The organism is Haloarcula sp. CGMCC 1.2071 (genome assembly GCF_037078445.1).
Lineage (GTDB): Archaea > Halobacteriota > Halobacteria > Halobacteriales > Haloarculaceae > Haloarcula > Haloarcula amylolytica.
The window spans coordinates 354,688-369,481 of record NZ_JAYMGY010000003.1; the positions used below are offsets into that span (position 1 = coordinate 354,688).

Below are 14,794 nucleotides of genomic sequence, written 5' to 3' on the forward strand. Positions count from 1 at the left end.
GCTACCGTCCGGTCAGGGCCTTGCTCGCGGGCGAGAAATCGATCTCCTCACCGCGACCCTCGGCCTTCGCCCGTTCGTACAACATGTGGCCCGCAGCGACGGTTTCGATGGCCGTGCCGCCGGAGTCGAAGACTGTAATCTCCTCGGGTGACTGCCGCCCGGGCGCGTTGCCGGCGACGATATCACCTAGCTCGGCGTGGACGTGGTCCTCGTCGATGACGCCCGCATCGAGGGCGTTGATGAACGACCCGGCGTCCTGTGTCACCCGCTCGCGCAAGTCCGGAACGTACGTGGCGCGTTCGATCGTCGTCGCGTCCAGTTCGTGCTTCTCGGGGTGGTACTGACCCATCGCGGTTACGTGAGTTCCCGGCTCGAGCAGGTCGCCGTCGAACACCGGGTCGCTCGCGCTGGTCGCCGTGATAACGACATCGGCCCCCTCGATTGCTGCGGCCGGGGACGCGACGGCAGCCACTGTCGGGTCCAGCGCGTCGTTCATCTCCGCGGCGAAGGACTCCCGGCTACTGGCCGTCGGGGAGTACACCTCGATGCGGTCGAAGTCTCGGACTGTCGCCGTCGCACGGACCTGGCCGCGGGCCTGTGCGCCACTGCCGATGACTGCGAGGTCGCTGGCGTCCCGGCGGGCCAGTGCGTCGACACCGACTGCCCCGGCCGCGCCAGTCTTGTGCGGGTTCATGCTCGCACCGTCGAGAACAGCGAGCGGGTCGCCACTGTCGGAGTCGAAGATCGGGAGCGTGAAGTGCGCGTCTCGCCCGCCGAAACCGGCCGCGTAGGTGTACCCGCCCATCGCGCCGGTGTCGGGGAGGATCGCGAGATAGCCCGTCAACATTCCCGCAGGCTCGTCCGAGAACAGCGTTGTTCTGGGAGTCGCCGGGGCACCCTCGCCACGCTGGCGATACCCCTCTCTGACGGCGTCGACGTACTCGGTGGGTTCGGCGAGGTCAGCTACTTCGTCGCTCTGCAGGAACAGCGCTGTCGCATCTGTCGTCATACTCCGTCGTTTGGGCGACCGACTCTTATACTGCCCGGCGGTGCCAATCTGTACGACCGGGGACCGGTTACCGGATATCTATCGAAAACGGGAGAGTAGACGGGCAGGAAAGCGCCTAATCCGCAGTCTGTAGCGGGTCCGACTGCGGGTTCTGTTGGGTCGACGTGTCGTTCGGAACCGGGTCGACGGGGGCACGGACGAACATCGCGTGGCCGATGAGGCCGACTGTTACGACAGAGGCCATCGGAATCGCCGTCGTCAGTTCGAAGCCGACAACGAACAGAGAGGCGGTGATGCCGGCCATGGCGAGCGGAATGAGTCCGAGAATGATGTCATAATATCCCGTCATAAGTATGAATTATTCTACGGTAGCGGAGTATATGAATGTTTCCCTAAAATACGGGATAATACACTCAATGGCCCCTACGAATTTATTCAGTACCCGCTGAGTAACAAACTCATAAGTTATGGATTGGATTTTGGGGAAAGATTAATATAGGCCTATTCTTGTGGACTGTTCACAATATAAGGGCAGGGACGACCCGTTGTTGCTGGCCCGCAGTCGTACGCAGGATATGATATTTCACCACAAACTGGAATGCGGTGTTTGCCGGCCGGGATACGATGACTGCTGTGACGGTTCTCTGTTTCTCGGGATAGAGCCATCCGAATCACCTGTTTTCAGAATTTGAGAACTAGATTAGGGGATTCATGGTGTGGTAATGCCCCCTATTTTCTCCGATGATAACTGGGTCCATGTGCTTATTAGGTACGCCAAGAGACGTTGAATCGGAGAAAAACGGAACGCCGATTCCCAAACGAGACAATGAGCACGAACGCAACGGACAACACGACGGACGCCGCGACCGACGATCAAGAACGACGATACGCAGAACTGAACATCGGCGACGAAGAGTTCGTAATCTACGACCGGGAGAACCACCAGGCATGGATTCAGTCGACAGAATCGCTCGAAGTCGCCGACCTGCGATAGTCCGTCAGCGACACCGCAGCTCTGCTACAGGCCGCCCTATTTTGCGACTGCAACTCCACCGCGCCAGAGCAGCAACAGCGTGCCACCGACGAGCACGGATACGAGCGCGAACGTCACTGCCGCATTGCCGGGGAATAGCGCCGTCGAACGGAGTCCCTGCGCGATTCCGACTGCTAGTACCCACCCCACGATAGTGCGGCCGAGAGCCGCTCGAACCGTTCCGGTCGCCGCGGCGGTGTACAGCCCCCCGAATCCGGCGACGAGGAGCCAGCCGACGTAAAAGGGGGTCAGCGTCCCGGCGAACCGACCCGGGTTGAGTACCGGATTGATACCGTGGGTCAACTCCCCGATACCGACGAACAAAGCAATCGCCAGCAGGTCACCGACGGCGACCAGCGCCGTCCGAGCGGACAGTTCGATACGACCGTTCCCCACCGTCGAGACGCTCATACAGGTAGTTCCGGCTCCGGGCACTTCGCTCTCCCGGATTCGACGACGGCGGTTGGTACCTTAGAACAGGGACCAGCACTGATTACAGTGGGCGGCCCCAGTGTCGGTGTATGGAGTTCACGCTGCTCGGCTGGCCCGAGGACGGCCACCGGCTCCGGCTGGACCACGAGCAGTTCGCGTACGCGGGCAAGTTCGTGATGACCTCGACCGGGAAGGCCGTCGTCGGGGACGATGGCGTGGTGGCCGCGGCCGCGTTCGACGCCGACCGGACCGACCCCGACACGCTCTGTGTCCGGTATATCACCGTTCGGCAGGACCGGCAGGGCGACCGGCTCGGTGCCCGCCTCCTCCGGTTCGTTCGGGACCGCGCTACGGAGCGGGACTTCGAGCGCGTGTCCATCGGCGTCAACAATCCGTTTTCCTACCAGGCCGCCTACCGGGCCGGGTTTTGCTTCAGCGGCGCGGAGTCGGGGATGGCCGAACTCGACCTCGTCTGGCCGGGCGACCGCAGTACCGAACGGTATCAGGCCGGTCTGGACCTGTTTCGGGAGCGCGATCTCTCGCCAGAGGAAGAGTCGTTTCTCGCGGCGAAGGCCGACGCCGACCCGCCGTCGGTTCTCGACGACTGGGCCGAACCGCCGTCCGGACGGACAGCCACATCAGGCTGATCGGCCCGATCGAGTCGACTGGCCTGCCGGAGCCCCGTGCCATCTCCGGGAAATTCAAACGGCTGTCGGCCAAAGGCCTGCCAATGGGAAACGCTGATTTACGGTCGCTCGCGGCGCTATCGGACGTGTCGTTCGGCGACCTCGGCGGGAGCGTCGTCGCCGTGGACGCCCACAACTGGCTCTATCGCTATCTGACGACGACGGTGAAGTTCACTAGCGAGTCGAAATACACCACCGGCGACGGCGAGGAGGTGGCGAACCTCATCGGCGTCATCCAGGGGCTACCGAAGTTCTTCGAACACGACCTCACGCCGGTGTTCGTCTTCGACGGCGCGGTCACGGACCTCAAAGACGACGAGGTCGAGAAGCGCCGCGAGCAACGCCAGAAATACGAGTCCGAACTGGAGGCAGCCCGGGAAGCGGGCGACAGCACCCGCGTTGCCAAGCTCGACTCCCGGACCCAGCGGCTGACCGAGACCATCGTCGACACGACGCGGGACCTGCTGGAACTGCTCGACGTGCCAATCGTCGACGCCCCCGCTGAAGGCGAGGGGCAGGCGTCGGTGATGGCCCGGCGGGGTGACGTAGACTACGTCGGGACGGAGGACTACGACGCGCTCCTGTTCGGTGCGCCGATGACGCTCCGCCAGATTACGTCGAAGGGCGACCCCGAACTGATGGACTTCGAGGCGACACTCGAACAGCACGACCTCACCTGGGAGCAACTGGTCGACGCCGCCATCCTGATGGGGACGGACTTCAACGAGGGGATCTCCGGCATCGGTCCCAAGACCGCCGTGACGGAACTCCACGAGCACGGCGACCTCTACGCCGTTCTCGAAGCCCGGGACGAACACATCGACCACGCCGACCGCATCCGGAACCTGTTTCTCGACCCCGCAGTCACCGACGACTACGAGATTCCGGACAGCATCGAGCCGGACGTCGACGCCGCCCGCGCGTTCGTCACCGAGCAGTGGGAGGTCGACGCCGAGGAGGTCGCTCGCGGGTTCGAGCGCATCGACGAGTCAGTCGTCCAGACCGGGCTTGACCGCTGGGCGTGACAGCGAAAACCCACGACTGACCAATAGCGCACTAAAAACGACCGCGGACGATTTCAGCTCAGACGACCGATTCGACCGTCTCGATTTCGTCGAGCGTGCGGTTCCGGATAGCCTGGCCGCTGGCCGTGTCGAAGAGGTGAATCGCGTTCTCGGGGAACCGGACTTTGACGCGCTGTCCGGCCTTGAGCTGTTTCATGCCGCCGACCGTCGCGATGAACTGGTCGTCCATTGTCTCGTCGAACTGCAGGTGGGCCGTGTTCTCGTTCCCGCGTGGCTCGACGACGTTGACCGTGGAATCGAACACGTTCGGGCCGGTGTCAGTCTGGACGAACTCGATGTCTTCGGGCCGGATGCCGAGCGTGATGTCGGTCGTCCCCTCGACTTCGGCGACCGTCTCGTCGCTGAGTTCGTACTCGAACCACTCGCCCCGTAGCGTCGACCCCTCCAGAGTCGTTGGGAAGAAGTTCATCGACGGCTCGCCGATGAAGCCGGCGACGAAGAGGTTGTTCGGCTCGTGGTAACACTCGAGCGGCGTCGCACATTGCTGGAGGACGCCGTCGTTGAGAATGGCGATACGGTCGCTCATCGTCATCGCCTCCGTCTGGTCGTGGGTGACGTAGACAGTGGTGACGTCGAGATCCTGCTGGAGCTCCTGGAGTTCCGTCCGCATCTCGGCTTTGAGCTTCGCGTCCAGGTTCGCCAGCGGCTCGTCCATCAGGAACACTTCGGGGTCCCGGACGATAGCGCGGCCGAGCGCCACGCGCTGTTGCTGACCGCCGGAGAGTTCCCCGGGCTTGCGGTCGATGAGTTCGAAGATGTCCATATCTCTGCACGCCTGCTCGACGCGCTCGTTGATCTCGTCGTCGGGCATGTCCGTCGATTCCTCCAGCCCGAACGCCATGTTCTCCCGCACGGTCATGTGTGGGTACAGGGCGTAGGACTGGAACACCATCGCCACGTTCCGGCGGGCCGGCGGCTGGTCGTTGATGATCTGACCGTCCAGTCGGATCTCGCCGCGCGTGATGTCTTCGAGCCCGGCGATCATCCGCAGCGTGGTCGATTTCCCACAGCCCGATGGGCCGACGACACAGAGGAACTCGCCGTCCTCGATGTCGACCGATACCTCGTCAACCGCGATGATTTCGCCGTCGTCGTCTTGGAACGTCTTCGTTACCTCGTCCAGTGTGAGTTGTGCCATTGTGAATACCTCCGTGATTACTCTCCAGCGACGCCTTTCGCGAACTGTTCGCCGAACACGATGTAGACGAGCAGCGTCGGCAGTGCTGCGACGATGGCCCCTGCCATCGTGGTGTTGAACGACTGGACGACCCCGCCAGTGAGCGCCGCGAGGCGCTGGGTCGCCACCTGCGAGGCCGGTTCGTTGATGAGCACCAGCGCGAACAGCAGGTCGTTGTACACCTGCGTGAACTGGTAGATGAGCGTCACCGCGAACATCGGCAGCGACAGCGGGAGGATGATGTTGCGGTAGATGCTGAACGCGCTCGCGCCGTCGAGGCGAGCGGCCTCGATCATCTCCTCGGAGATGCTCTGGTAGTACGACCGGAACAGCAGCGTACAGATCGGAATCCCGTACGCCGCGTGGGTAACCGACAGCTGCAGCAACTGTACGTAGCCGTTACGGCTCGGATACTGCCAACTGCCGCCCGTAATGAAGCCGAAGAGGGTGTTGATGAACCCTTCGGCCAGACCCGGGAACACCCGGAACCAGAACTGTGAGAGCGGGACGAGCACGGCCTGGTAGGGGATGAAGATGCCCGCGATGATGAGGACGACGACACCGACCTGGCCGCGCCAGCTAATCGTCGTCAGTCCGTACGCGGTCAGGCTTCCCAGCAGCGCCGACATAATCGTCGCCGGAATCGCCATCAACAGCGAGTTTATCAGTCCCGGGCGGAGCGTGTTCCAGGCGGTACTGAGCGCGTCGAGCGTGAAGCCGTCAGCGCCCGGCGGCGCGAACGGGAGCGTCCGGGCGAACGCGCTCTCGGTCTTGAACATCGTCATCACGGCCGTCTCTACCGGGAAGAGGTAGAAGGCGATGCCCGCCAGCAGGAGGGCATACAGGCCGATACGACTGTTCTCTGTACTGCGGAGTTCGTCGATGAAATTGCCGCCTCTGATACTCATAGTTCACCCCGTCGGTATTCGCTGTAGAGGTACGGGCCGATGACCAGCAGCGCGAGGGCAAACAGCACGATAGCGACGGCTGACCCGTACGCCCACTGGAGGCTGTCGAATGCGACCCGATACATCATCGTCGCCAAAATGTCCATGTTCGCCCCCGGCTGTGAGCCACGGAGCGCGTAGATGAAGTCGAACGCTTTCAGCGCAAACACCATCAGCACCACCGACGCCGACACCGCGGAGGCACGGAGCTGCGGGATGATGACCCGCGCGTACAGACGAACCGTCGACGCACCGTCGACCCGCGCGGCCTCGTAGTGTTCGGTCGGAATTGCTCGAAGGCCGGCGAGGAAGACGACCATCGCGTAGCCGCTGAACTGCCAGATCAGCGCGAAGATGACCGCCGCCAAGGCGGTCGTGTTCCAGGAGAGCCACTGAATGACCTCGGCGTTGACCCCGGCCGGGCGGAGTAGTCCCACGATGGCTCCTTCGAGATTGAATACCCGGAGAAGTTGATTGAGAACGCCGTTGCGGGCGTTGTACACCCACGCCCACATCGTCGCTGTGACGACGAACGAGAGGCTCATCGGGAGCAAGTATATCGTTCGGAACGTGTTCTCGAAGCGTATCTGCTGGTCGATGAGGATGGCCACGAACAGGCCAAGCGCCAGACAGAGGACGGTGAACACGACGAGTAATACCACCGTGTTCTGTGCCGCCTGCCAGAACGCCCCGTCGTTCAACAGGCGGCTGTACATGCTGAGGTCGAAGGTCTCGTACTGTGCACCGCCGAGGCCGTTGTAATCGGTCAGCGACAGGAGGAAGTTCCAGGCGATAGCGCCGTAGACGAAAAAGCCCGCAAACAGGACTGGCGGGAGCCAGAACGGGGCGGATTCGACGAGTTCCCACTCGACCGGCAGTGAGTTCCGGAGCGAGTCGCCCCGGGTCGTCTTCACGGTCGCCCCCCCGTCTGTTGCCAGTTGGTCACCGTCCGATTCGTCTCTCGATACCGCCGACCGGAGCCGACCCCCGGTGGCGAGGAGTCTGCTGAGTATCTCGCGCATGGTTGTGTCAGTCGTTCGCCGACGTGAGTTCGCCGTCCATCGTCCCGACGGATGTGTCGTCAGTCACATAGTCTCGCCAGCCAGCACGCGCGTAGCCCACGCGACCCGGCCAGCCTGTCGCACCAACACAGGCTGGCAGGTGGCGTGGGAACGCACGGTGACGGGTGTGCCATCCCGTCGTCGTGCCGAGCGGGCGAGCGGTTGCAACGCGGCGGATACACCGGCTGCGAGTGTTCGCGATGTGTCACGTCCGTCGGTGTCCCATCGGGCCCCGACAGCCGACGACGGCAGCGACACACCGCCGTCACCGGACATTGTGGGGCATCAGTCATGAACGTCTCTGTGGCGTCGAACTCATGGTAAGTGGAGAGAGATTCTACTTAATATTTCCGAATGATAATACACGTTTATCTAGGTCACGGGTTCTGAGCCCCACGGTCTCCGCTGTCGGACCGGGGACCCGTGGTGCTCAGTGAGCGACTGTCCCGGCAGCCCCAGGCCTGTGCCGAGTGGTGTCCCGACTCGTACCGGTGGGTTTTACGACCGGGCGGACCACCCCCCGGACGTATGACCGACGAGTACCGGACAGAGCAGGACAGTCTCGGTGAGATGCAGGTGCCAGCCGACGCGTACTGGGGCGCACAAACGCAGCGCGCCGTCGAGAACTTCCCGATCAGCGACGTGACCTTCGGGCGGCGGTTCATCCGAGCGCTCGGCGTGGTCAAGAAAGCGGCCGCACAGGCGAACCGCGACCTCGGAACGATACCGGAAGACAAAGCCGACTGTATCGTCGAGGCCGCCGACGAGGTCATCGCCGGCGAACACGACGACCAGTTCCCCGTCGACGTGTTCCAGACTGGCTCGGGCACGTCCTCGAACATGAACGCCAACGAGGTCATTTCCAACCGCGCCACGGAACTGTACGGCGGTGACATCGGGACCCGGGAGATCCACCCCAACGACCACGTCAACTTCGGCCAGTCCAGCAACGACGTGATTCCGACGGCGATGCACGTCGCCTCGCTGGAAGCCGTCGAGAAGGACGTCATTCCGGGCCTGAAGACGCTCCGTGACGAACTCCAGGCCAAGGAAGACGAGTTCGAGAACGTCGTCAAGACCGGTCGAACCCATCTCCAGGACGCGACGCCGGTGACGCTGGGCCAGGAGTTCTCCGGCTACCGCACGCAGGTCGAGAAAGGCATCTCCCGCGTACAGGACGTTCACGGCCGTCTCGCCGAACTCGCGCTCGGCGGAACCGCGGTCGGAACCGGCCTGAACACCCATCCCGAGTTCCCGGCGAAAGCGGCGGCGTACATCAGCGAGGAAACCGGCCTGGAGTTCCGCGAGGCCGACAACCACTTCGAGGCCCAGGCCGCCCACGACGCGATGTCCGAGGCCCACGGTGCGCTCCGGACGGTCGCCGGCTCGCTGAACAAAATCGCCAACGACCTCCGACTGCTCGCGTCCGGACCTCGCAACGGGCTGGGCGAGATAGACCAGCCAGAGAACCAGCCCGGCTCTTCGATCATGCCCGGGAAGATCAACCCCGTCGTCGCCGAGGCAGTCAATCAGGTCCACAAGCAGGTCGTCGGCAACGACGCCGCCGTCTCGGCCGGCGCGGCGGAGGGCCAGATCGACCTGAACCTCTACAAGCCCGTGCTGGCCTCGAACTTCCTGCAGTCGGCCAAGCTTATCGCCAACAGCAGCGCGGTGTTCGGCGAGAAGTTCGTCGCCAAGCTCGAAGCCGACGCCGAGCACTGCGCCGAGCGCGTCGAGCAGAGCATGGCGCTGGCGACGGCGCTCAACCCCGCCATCGGCTACGACAAGGCGAGCAAGGTCGCCAAGAAGGCCCTCGCCGAGGAAAAGACCATCCGCGAGGTCGTCCTCGAAGAGGGCTATCTCGACGAGGACGAGGTCGACGACGTACTCGACCCCGAGAAGATGACGAAGCGTGGAATCCTCGGCGACGAGTAGCGAGGAAGCGACCGTAGGGAGCTTCCTCGAAAATGCGAGCGGGGAACGGAGTGACCCGTGAGCAGCGAGGGGCGCGAACGGAGTGAGCGGCCCTCGTACCGGAACGGCGACGTGAGGAGCCGCGAACAGCAGAGAGTTCCGCTGTGACTCAGTAGTTTCTGTTCGGTTCTGCTCGGATAATCAGCGACACCCCGACCTGACCGTATCGGTTATGTCCTATCGTGTCAAAAGATAATACATGAGCGCCACAGTGTTCCTCGACAGTTCGATGGACGGCGATACCAGTATCGAGTGTACGACAGCCAAAGTCATGGGGAACGTCGTCTGGGCCGTACCGGAGGACGACGGCCGGGAGCGCGTTGTCCCACTCTCAAACGTGACGGGCCTCGCCGGTGACGTCGTCGAGCAGGAGGTCGACGAGGTCGAGTACCCGGGTGGCCGCGTCACGGAACTCGTCACGCACCTCTCGTGAGGTGAGAGCCTTCGAGAGCGGCGGCGCTGCGAGCGATTCGTCGCTCAGGTCCACGACTCGCCGTCGAGAACGTACCGGCTCTCGGGGTAGCGCTCGCCGCCGATTTCGGTTTCGCTCTCGTCGGCGAACTCGAACCCGAACTGCTGGTAGAACTCGACTCCGGGCTCGTTCGCCGAGAGGACCATCGCGTTAATCCGGTCGATGTCGTGCTCGAACAGTTCCTCGCAGGTCCGTTCTAGCAGCGACCGACCGATCCCCTCGCGCCGGTAGTCGGGATGGACGTACAGCCGGAGGATGTACCCCGCGCGGTCGGTTTCGTGCCACGTCGCGTGTGCGAACCCGACGACGTGCTCTTCGCGCTCGGCGACGAACAGAAGGGTCTGCGATTCGACCAGTTCCGATTCGATCTGTTCGGGCGAATACCAGTCGCCAACGCCGTCTTCGACTGTTTCCTGGGTGAGCAACGGGTAATCCGTCTCCCAGGCAGCCGTCGCAACCTGGTTGATGGCCGTCACATCGTCCGAAGTTGCTGGTCTGATTGTCATGTGAAAGTATATGTCATTATCAGTGATATGTTTTCCCCGCAAAGGGATACTGAGGTATTTGGTTTCGCCTTCGCCGCCAGATCCGACTGGCAAAACCAATCACCAGACAATTCATATTCATAATGCTTTTTAATTATGAACTTGGGTATCTGATACAGATGCGTTACTCCGAAACGTTACAGTTGTTCGACCAGGCCTGTGATTTTCCCGCGGACCACGCCACTATCGTCCACCAGCTCGGCGACGTCGAGCTGGTCGCCCAGAACGGCGACTCCGTAGAGATGAGTGAGGTACTGGCCCGGACCAGCGAAGCCACGTACCAGTCCGCAGAGGGGCTGTACAACTCTCTCGTCGGGAACCTTGACGACGGTTTCATCGGCCGGAAGTACTACGACGACCGGGCCGGGAGCACGTCCGGAACCGACGAAGTTCGAACCGAAACGGACCGCCTGTAGCCGCTGGGTGTGCGGTGCCGCGTGCTGGCCCCACTCAGTTCGTCGATGCGGATTCGTTGAGCCACGCCGGCCGCTCCGCCGTCGTCTCGCCGATATCCTCGTACCAGAAGCTGTATTCGACGATGCGGTCTTCGGTGCGATACCAGACGCTGAATCGGCGGACGAGGCCGGCAGGTTCGACCAGCAGTTCGATTCGGAACTCCGCCAGCCGTTCTGTGGTCGGAATCTCGCCGCCGGAACCGCGAATCCGGTAGGTGCGGCTGCCGTCCCGTGTGACGACGGCCGTGGCGCTCTGGTTGACCACGGCGTAGCGGTTCAGGTAGAACGCCGTCCGGTAGGCGTACTTGTCGCGGGTGAATCGGACCTCGCCACGCTGGCGCTCGACGGTGCCGTCGTCCCGTCGTTCGTACCAGTTGGTGCCGTCGGCGTAGGTCGACTGTTCGTACCGCTCGACAGTCCCGTTCGAGTCAGTCGTCAGTCTGACCATCTCGTCGCGATACCGCGTCGGTGATTCGACGGCGACAGTCTCGGTGCGCCGGACAGAGGTGCTGTCGTTCCCGATTGTGAGTTCGGTGTAGCGTTCGTTCAGGGTGTAGGTAGTGCCGTTGAGCGCCTGCCGGTGGGCCGCTGACAGGAGCGCGACGTTTTCGAGCCGTTCCGTGGTAACGCCGGGCGGCGAGTCCAGCGACGTTGCCGTGTCCGACTCCGCCGCTGTCGGAACCGGTGCCGGCGTGACGGTGCCCCCTTCGGTGTCGTCAGCGCCGATGAGGGCGCTACAGCCGGCTGTCAGGAGAAGGACGGCCACCGCGGCTGTCGACAGCCAGCGCATACTGACAGTGAGGGAGACACGGCCAAAAGCACGGCGGCGAGCGCGGGAAGGGTGCGTTTTTTGGCCCCCGGTCCCGGACACCTCGACAATGACTGAGTACGACTACGAGGAGCTGGGGCTCGTCGCCGGGCTGGAGATCCACCAGCAACTCGACACCGCGACGAAACTGTTCTGTGACTGTCCGACGGCGATCCGCGAACCCGAGGAGAGCGGGCGCTCCTTTACCCGCTATCTGCACCCGACCAAGAGCGAACTCGGGGAGATCGACCAGGCGGCCTTAGAGGAGAGCATGGTCGACCGGGAGTTCGAGTACCTGGCCTACGACACGACCTGCCTCGTCGAGGAGGACGACGAGCCGCCCCACCGGGTCGACCGCGAGGCGATGGAGACGACGCTCGAAATCGCCCAGCTACTGGACATGTCCGTCGTCGACCAGGTGAACGTCATGCGCAAGATCGTCGTCGACGGCTCGAACACCACGGGGTTCCAGCGCTCGATGCTGGTCGCCAACGACGGGGCCATCGAGACGAGCGCCGGCCCGGTCGGTATCGAGGACATGCTATTGGAGGAGGAGTCCTGCCAGCGCGTCGAAGAGACCGACGACGGCGTCCGGTTCTCGCTGGACCGACTCGGCATCCCGCTGGTCGAAATCGGGACGAAACCCGACATCAGTTCGCCCGAGCAGGCCCGCGAGGCCGCCGAGCGCATCGGGATGCTCCTCCGTTCCACCGGGAAGGTCAAACGCGGCCTCGGGACCATCCGCCAGGACGTGAACGTCTCCATTGCGGAGGGCGCACGAATCGAACTGAAAGGCGTTCAGAGCCTCGACGATATCGACGACCTCGTCCGCAACGAGGTCCGTCGGCAGGTCGAACTGCTGGACATCGCCGAGGAACTCGCCGACCGTGACGCTTCGGTGGGTGAGCCACAGGACGTGACCGAGGTGTTCGAGGACACGGATTCGGGTGTCATCGAAGGTGCACTCTCTTCAGGCGGCAAGGTTCAGGGCCTCCTGCTGTCCGGCTTCGACGGTCTCGTCGGCCACGAGATTCAGCCCGACCGGCGGCTCGGGACGGAACTGTCCGACCACGCCAAGCGCCACGGCGCGGGCGGCATCTTCCATACCGACGAACTGCCGGCCTACGGCGTCACTAAGGCGGAAGTCGAGGCGCTGCGGGACGCTGTTGTGGCCGGCCCCGAGGACGCTGTCGCCATCGTCGCCGACGACCCCGAAACCGCCGAACTGGCTATCGACGCCGTTGCCGAACGGGCCGAGACGGCGCTCGAAGGCGTCCCCGAGGAGACCCGCGATGCGAACGAGGACGCCACGTCGCGGTACCTCCGTCCGCTCCCCGGCGCGGCCCGGATGTACCCCGAGACGGACGTGCCGCCCGTCGAACCTGACGTGACCGAAGTCGAGACCCCGGAGCTACTCACCGAGAAGGTCGACCGGTACGAGCGCGAGTTCGACCTCGGCTCCGGCCTCGCCGAGCAGGTCGCCTACGGCCAGCGATGGCCGCTGTTCGAGGCGCTGGTGGAGGGCGAGGGCGTCGACCCGACGCTGGCCGCCGGCACGCTGGAGTCGACGCTGACCGAACTCCGCCGCGACGACGTGCCTGTCGGGAACCTCACCGACGAGCACCTGCGGGACGCAATCTTGCTGGTCGACGGCGGAGACGTGCCGCGCGAGGGGATGGAAGCCCTCCTGACGGCACTCGCCGAGACCCCGTCGCTGACGGCCGAGGAAGCCGTCGAGCAGGAGGGGCTGGGCGGCGTCGACGAGTCGGAGGTCCGGGACGCCGTTGCCGAGGTCGTCGAGCGCCACGAGGACCAGGTCGCCGAGGAGGGAATGGGGGCGTTCTCGGCGCTGATGGGCGAGTGCATGGGCGCACTCCGTGGCAAAGCTGACGGCGATACAGTCAGTGACGTGTTGCGCTCGGAGATACAGAAGCGGGCTTAATTGCTCCGCTCGGGCTGTAAGGAGTCGATATCGACAGGGTCCCGTGACAGGCCGTCACCGTTCGCGGACAGGTCGTGTTCGACCGTCGACTCGAGCAGCGGGACGAGGGTCGGCGCATTCGGCCCGATATCGACCATATCTTCCGACTGGTCGTACTGGACGACACCGGCATCGACCAGCCGCGGAAGGTGGTTGTGATAGAGGGCCGTGTAAATCTTGAGTCGCTCGTCGCGGTGCTGTTCGGCCGGTGTCCCGTGTTCGAATTCGGTCACCGTATCCGTGAGCACGGCTAGTGAAACCGGCGTCGTGTACTGTGAAAGCCCGTACAGGAGGTACCGCCGGTAGTGCGACGACAGGAGCGACAGTCGGTCGTCCAGCGGGAGCGAGTCGGGGATCTCAGTTTGTTTCGTATTCATTTTGATTGGTATGGTGCTGGATGGGGACAGTTATCGTGGCAGGTTCGGGGCGGTTCGAACGCTATTGTACCACGGTACGCTCGTGCTCGAGTTCGTCGGCTAGGTCTGCGGTATCCGCGAGACGGTTGACACGGTCGGTGACGCGGTGGACCGTTCCATCCCGCGTACAGGGGGCGACGTGCGTGAGGTCATCGTCAACGTATTCCGCGAGGGCAAGCGTCGGCAGCGTGATCACGCTGACCGATTCGTCAGAAACCATGTTCGTCAGCGGGTGCTCCCAGTCGAAGGCGGCAAGCGAGGCATCGGCGTCGCGCTCCCACTGTTCGAACATGGAAAGCCGCTCCAACAGGTGTCGTCCCTCCGCAGTCCGCTGTGCGAGCCGCGGTTCGATCCGGCGCCCCCAGATTAATATCGACAGGTCCTCGATATAGCCCGCGTCCTCGAGAGCCTGTAACCGGTCGATCAGGTAGTTCTGTTGTTGCGTTGCATCTCCCGGACAGAGGGACCGGACGAACAGTTCGACGCGAACCGGATTGGCAGTGGAATCCATAGTGAGATGTTGAGTATCCTGTGCCTCGCTACAGCGCTGACTGTCCTAAGCACTCTCTCTAGGCCCCTAGAATAAATCGGGGCGAATCGGATTCATGGATGATATATCTGGGTCAATCGGTAATTGGTTAGTATATGAATATCTGATAGTTGTTTTGCCAAGCTTGTGTTCAAATCAGCTCGAATACAGCTCTGGAGTTCGA

General features: G+C 63.2%; 17 protein-coding genes. 7 read left to right on the forward strand and 10 right to left on the reverse strand.

Annotated features, from left to right (window positions below; genetic code table 11):
* Position 1: 1 nt before the first annotated feature.
* Together VI234_RS09185 and VI234_RS09190 are read right to left on the reverse strand one after the other, a co-directional pair.
* Positions 2-1,009 carry an ornithine cyclodeaminase family protein gene (locus tag VI234_RS09185; protein WP_008310403.1) on the reverse strand — a complete coding sequence of 336 codons (1,008 nt, stop codon included), beginning with the start codon at positions 1,007-1,009 and terminating at the stop codon, positions 2-4.
* Between the two features lie 115 nt (positions 1,010-1,124).
* The gene (locus VI234_RS09190) at positions 1,125-1,358 is read right to left on the reverse strand and encodes a hypothetical protein (RefSeq protein ID WP_008310405.1); all 234 of its coding nucleotides are present in this window, start codon (positions 1,356-1,358) and stop codon (positions 1,125-1,127) included.
* Positions 1,359-1,835: 477 nt separating this feature from the next.
* Here VI234_RS09190 and VI234_RS09195 point away from each other — a divergent pair, with 477 nt between their 5' ends.
* Positions 1,836-2,003, forward strand: coding sequence for a DUF7331 family protein (locus VI234_RS09195; protein ID WP_004518770.1), 168 nt, complete (start codon positions 1,836-1,838; stop codon positions 2,001-2,003).
* Between the two features lie 36 nt (positions 2,004-2,039).
* Here VI234_RS09195 and VI234_RS09200 read toward each other — a convergent pair whose 3' ends face one another.
* Positions 2,040-2,453, reverse strand: coding sequence for a DUF3054 domain-containing protein (locus VI234_RS09200; protein ID WP_336329807.1), 414 nt, complete (start codon positions 2,451-2,453; stop codon positions 2,040-2,042).
* A 110-nt stretch (positions 2,454-2,563) separates the two neighbouring features.
* Here VI234_RS09200 and VI234_RS09205 point away from each other — a divergent pair, with 110 nt between their 5' ends.
* Both VI234_RS09205 and fen read left to right on the forward strand, forming a co-directional pair.
* Positions 2,564-3,121 (forward strand): GNAT family N-acetyltransferase, encoded by a 558-nt coding sequence (locus tag VI234_RS09205; protein WP_008310413.1) that lies wholly within the window; start codon positions 2,564-2,566, stop codon positions 3,119-3,121.
* An 83-nt stretch (positions 3,122-3,204) separates the two neighbouring features.
* Positions 3,205-4,185, forward strand: coding sequence for a flap endonuclease-1 (fen, locus tag VI234_RS09210; RefSeq protein ID WP_336329808.1), 981 nt, complete (start codon positions 3,205-3,207; stop codon positions 4,183-4,185).
* 58 nt (positions 4,186-4,243) lie between these two features.
* On the opposite strand, the gene VI234_RS09215 is transcribed toward fen, so the two are convergent.
* Genes VI234_RS09215 through VI234_RS09225 form a run of 3 tightly spaced genes read right to left on the reverse strand, consistent with a single transcriptional unit; the run spans position 4,244 to position 7,391 of the window.
* Positions 4,244-5,383, reverse strand: coding sequence for an ABC transporter ATP-binding protein (locus VI234_RS09215; RefSeq protein WP_336329809.1), 1,140 nt, complete (start codon positions 5,381-5,383; stop codon positions 4,244-4,246).
* 17 nt (positions 5,384-5,400) lie between these two features.
* Positions 5,401-6,330: a carbohydrate ABC transporter permease gene (locus VI234_RS09220; RefSeq protein WP_008310416.1), complete on the reverse strand. Its 930-nt coding sequence runs from the start codon at positions 6,328-6,330 to the stop codon at positions 5,401-5,403.
* Positions 6,327-7,391, reverse strand: coding sequence for a carbohydrate ABC transporter permease (locus VI234_RS09225; RefSeq protein ID WP_336329810.1), 1,065 nt, complete (start codon positions 7,389-7,391; stop codon positions 6,327-6,329). The genes VI234_RS09220 and VI234_RS09225 overlap by 4 nt, the downstream gene beginning before the upstream one ends.
* Positions 7,392-7,958: 567 nt before the next feature.
* On the opposite strand from VI234_RS09225, the gene VI234_RS09230 reads away from it, so the two are divergent.
* Positions 7,959-9,365, forward strand: coding sequence for a class II fumarate hydratase (locus VI234_RS09230; RefSeq protein WP_008310418.1), 1,407 nt, complete (start codon positions 7,959-7,961; stop codon positions 9,363-9,365).
* A 238-nt stretch (positions 9,366-9,603) separates the two neighbouring features.
* Positions 9,604-9,837, forward strand: a complete 234-nt coding sequence (locus tag VI234_RS09235; protein ID WP_336329811.1) for a hypothetical protein — start codon at positions 9,604-9,606, stop codon at positions 9,835-9,837.
* A 44-nt stretch (positions 9,838-9,881) separates the two neighbouring features.
* Here the strand turns inward: VI234_RS09235 and VI234_RS09240 are convergent, their stop codons facing one another.
* Positions 9,882-10,382: a GNAT family N-acetyltransferase gene (locus VI234_RS09240; protein ID WP_008310421.1), complete on the reverse strand. Its 501-nt coding sequence runs from the start codon at positions 10,380-10,382 to the stop codon at positions 9,882-9,884.
* A 158-nt stretch (positions 10,383-10,540) separates the two neighbouring features.
* Here VI234_RS09240 and VI234_RS09245 point away from each other — a divergent pair, with 158 nt between their 5' ends.
* On the forward strand, positions 10,541-10,837 hold the full coding sequence (locus VI234_RS09245; RefSeq protein ID WP_008310423.1) for a DUF5789 family protein: 297 nt from the start codon (positions 10,541-10,543) through the stop codon (positions 10,835-10,837).
* A 34-nt stretch (positions 10,838-10,871) separates the two neighbouring features.
* On the opposite strand, the gene VI234_RS09250 is transcribed toward VI234_RS09245, so the two are convergent.
* Positions 10,872-11,666, reverse strand: a complete 795-nt coding sequence (locus VI234_RS09250; RefSeq protein WP_336329812.1) for a DUF7537 family lipoprotein — start codon at positions 11,664-11,666, stop codon at positions 10,872-10,874.
* Between the two features lie 88 nt (positions 11,667-11,754).
* Between VI234_RS09250 and gatE the strand changes: the two genes are divergently transcribed.
* Positions 11,755-13,626: a Glu-tRNA(Gln) amidotransferase subunit GatE gene (gatE, locus tag VI234_RS09255; RefSeq protein ID WP_336329813.1), complete on the forward strand. Its 1,872-nt coding sequence runs from the start codon at positions 11,755-11,757 to the stop codon at positions 13,624-13,626.
* On the opposite strand, the gene VI234_RS09260 is transcribed toward gatE, so the two are convergent.
* Together VI234_RS09260 and VI234_RS09265 are read right to left on the reverse strand one after the other, a co-directional pair.
* A complete protein-coding gene (locus VI234_RS09260; RefSeq protein WP_336329814.1) occupies positions 13,623-14,042 on the reverse strand; it encodes a DUF7344 domain-containing protein in 420 nt (139 codons plus the stop codon). The two genes, gatE and VI234_RS09260, sit on opposite strands and share 4 nt — an antisense overlap.
* A 61-nt stretch (positions 14,043-14,103) precedes the next feature.
* Positions 14,104-14,592: an HTH domain-containing protein gene (locus VI234_RS09265; protein ID WP_336329815.1), complete on the reverse strand. Its 489-nt coding sequence runs from the start codon at positions 14,590-14,592 to the stop codon at positions 14,104-14,106.
* Positions 14,593-14,794 lie beyond the last annotated feature (202 nt).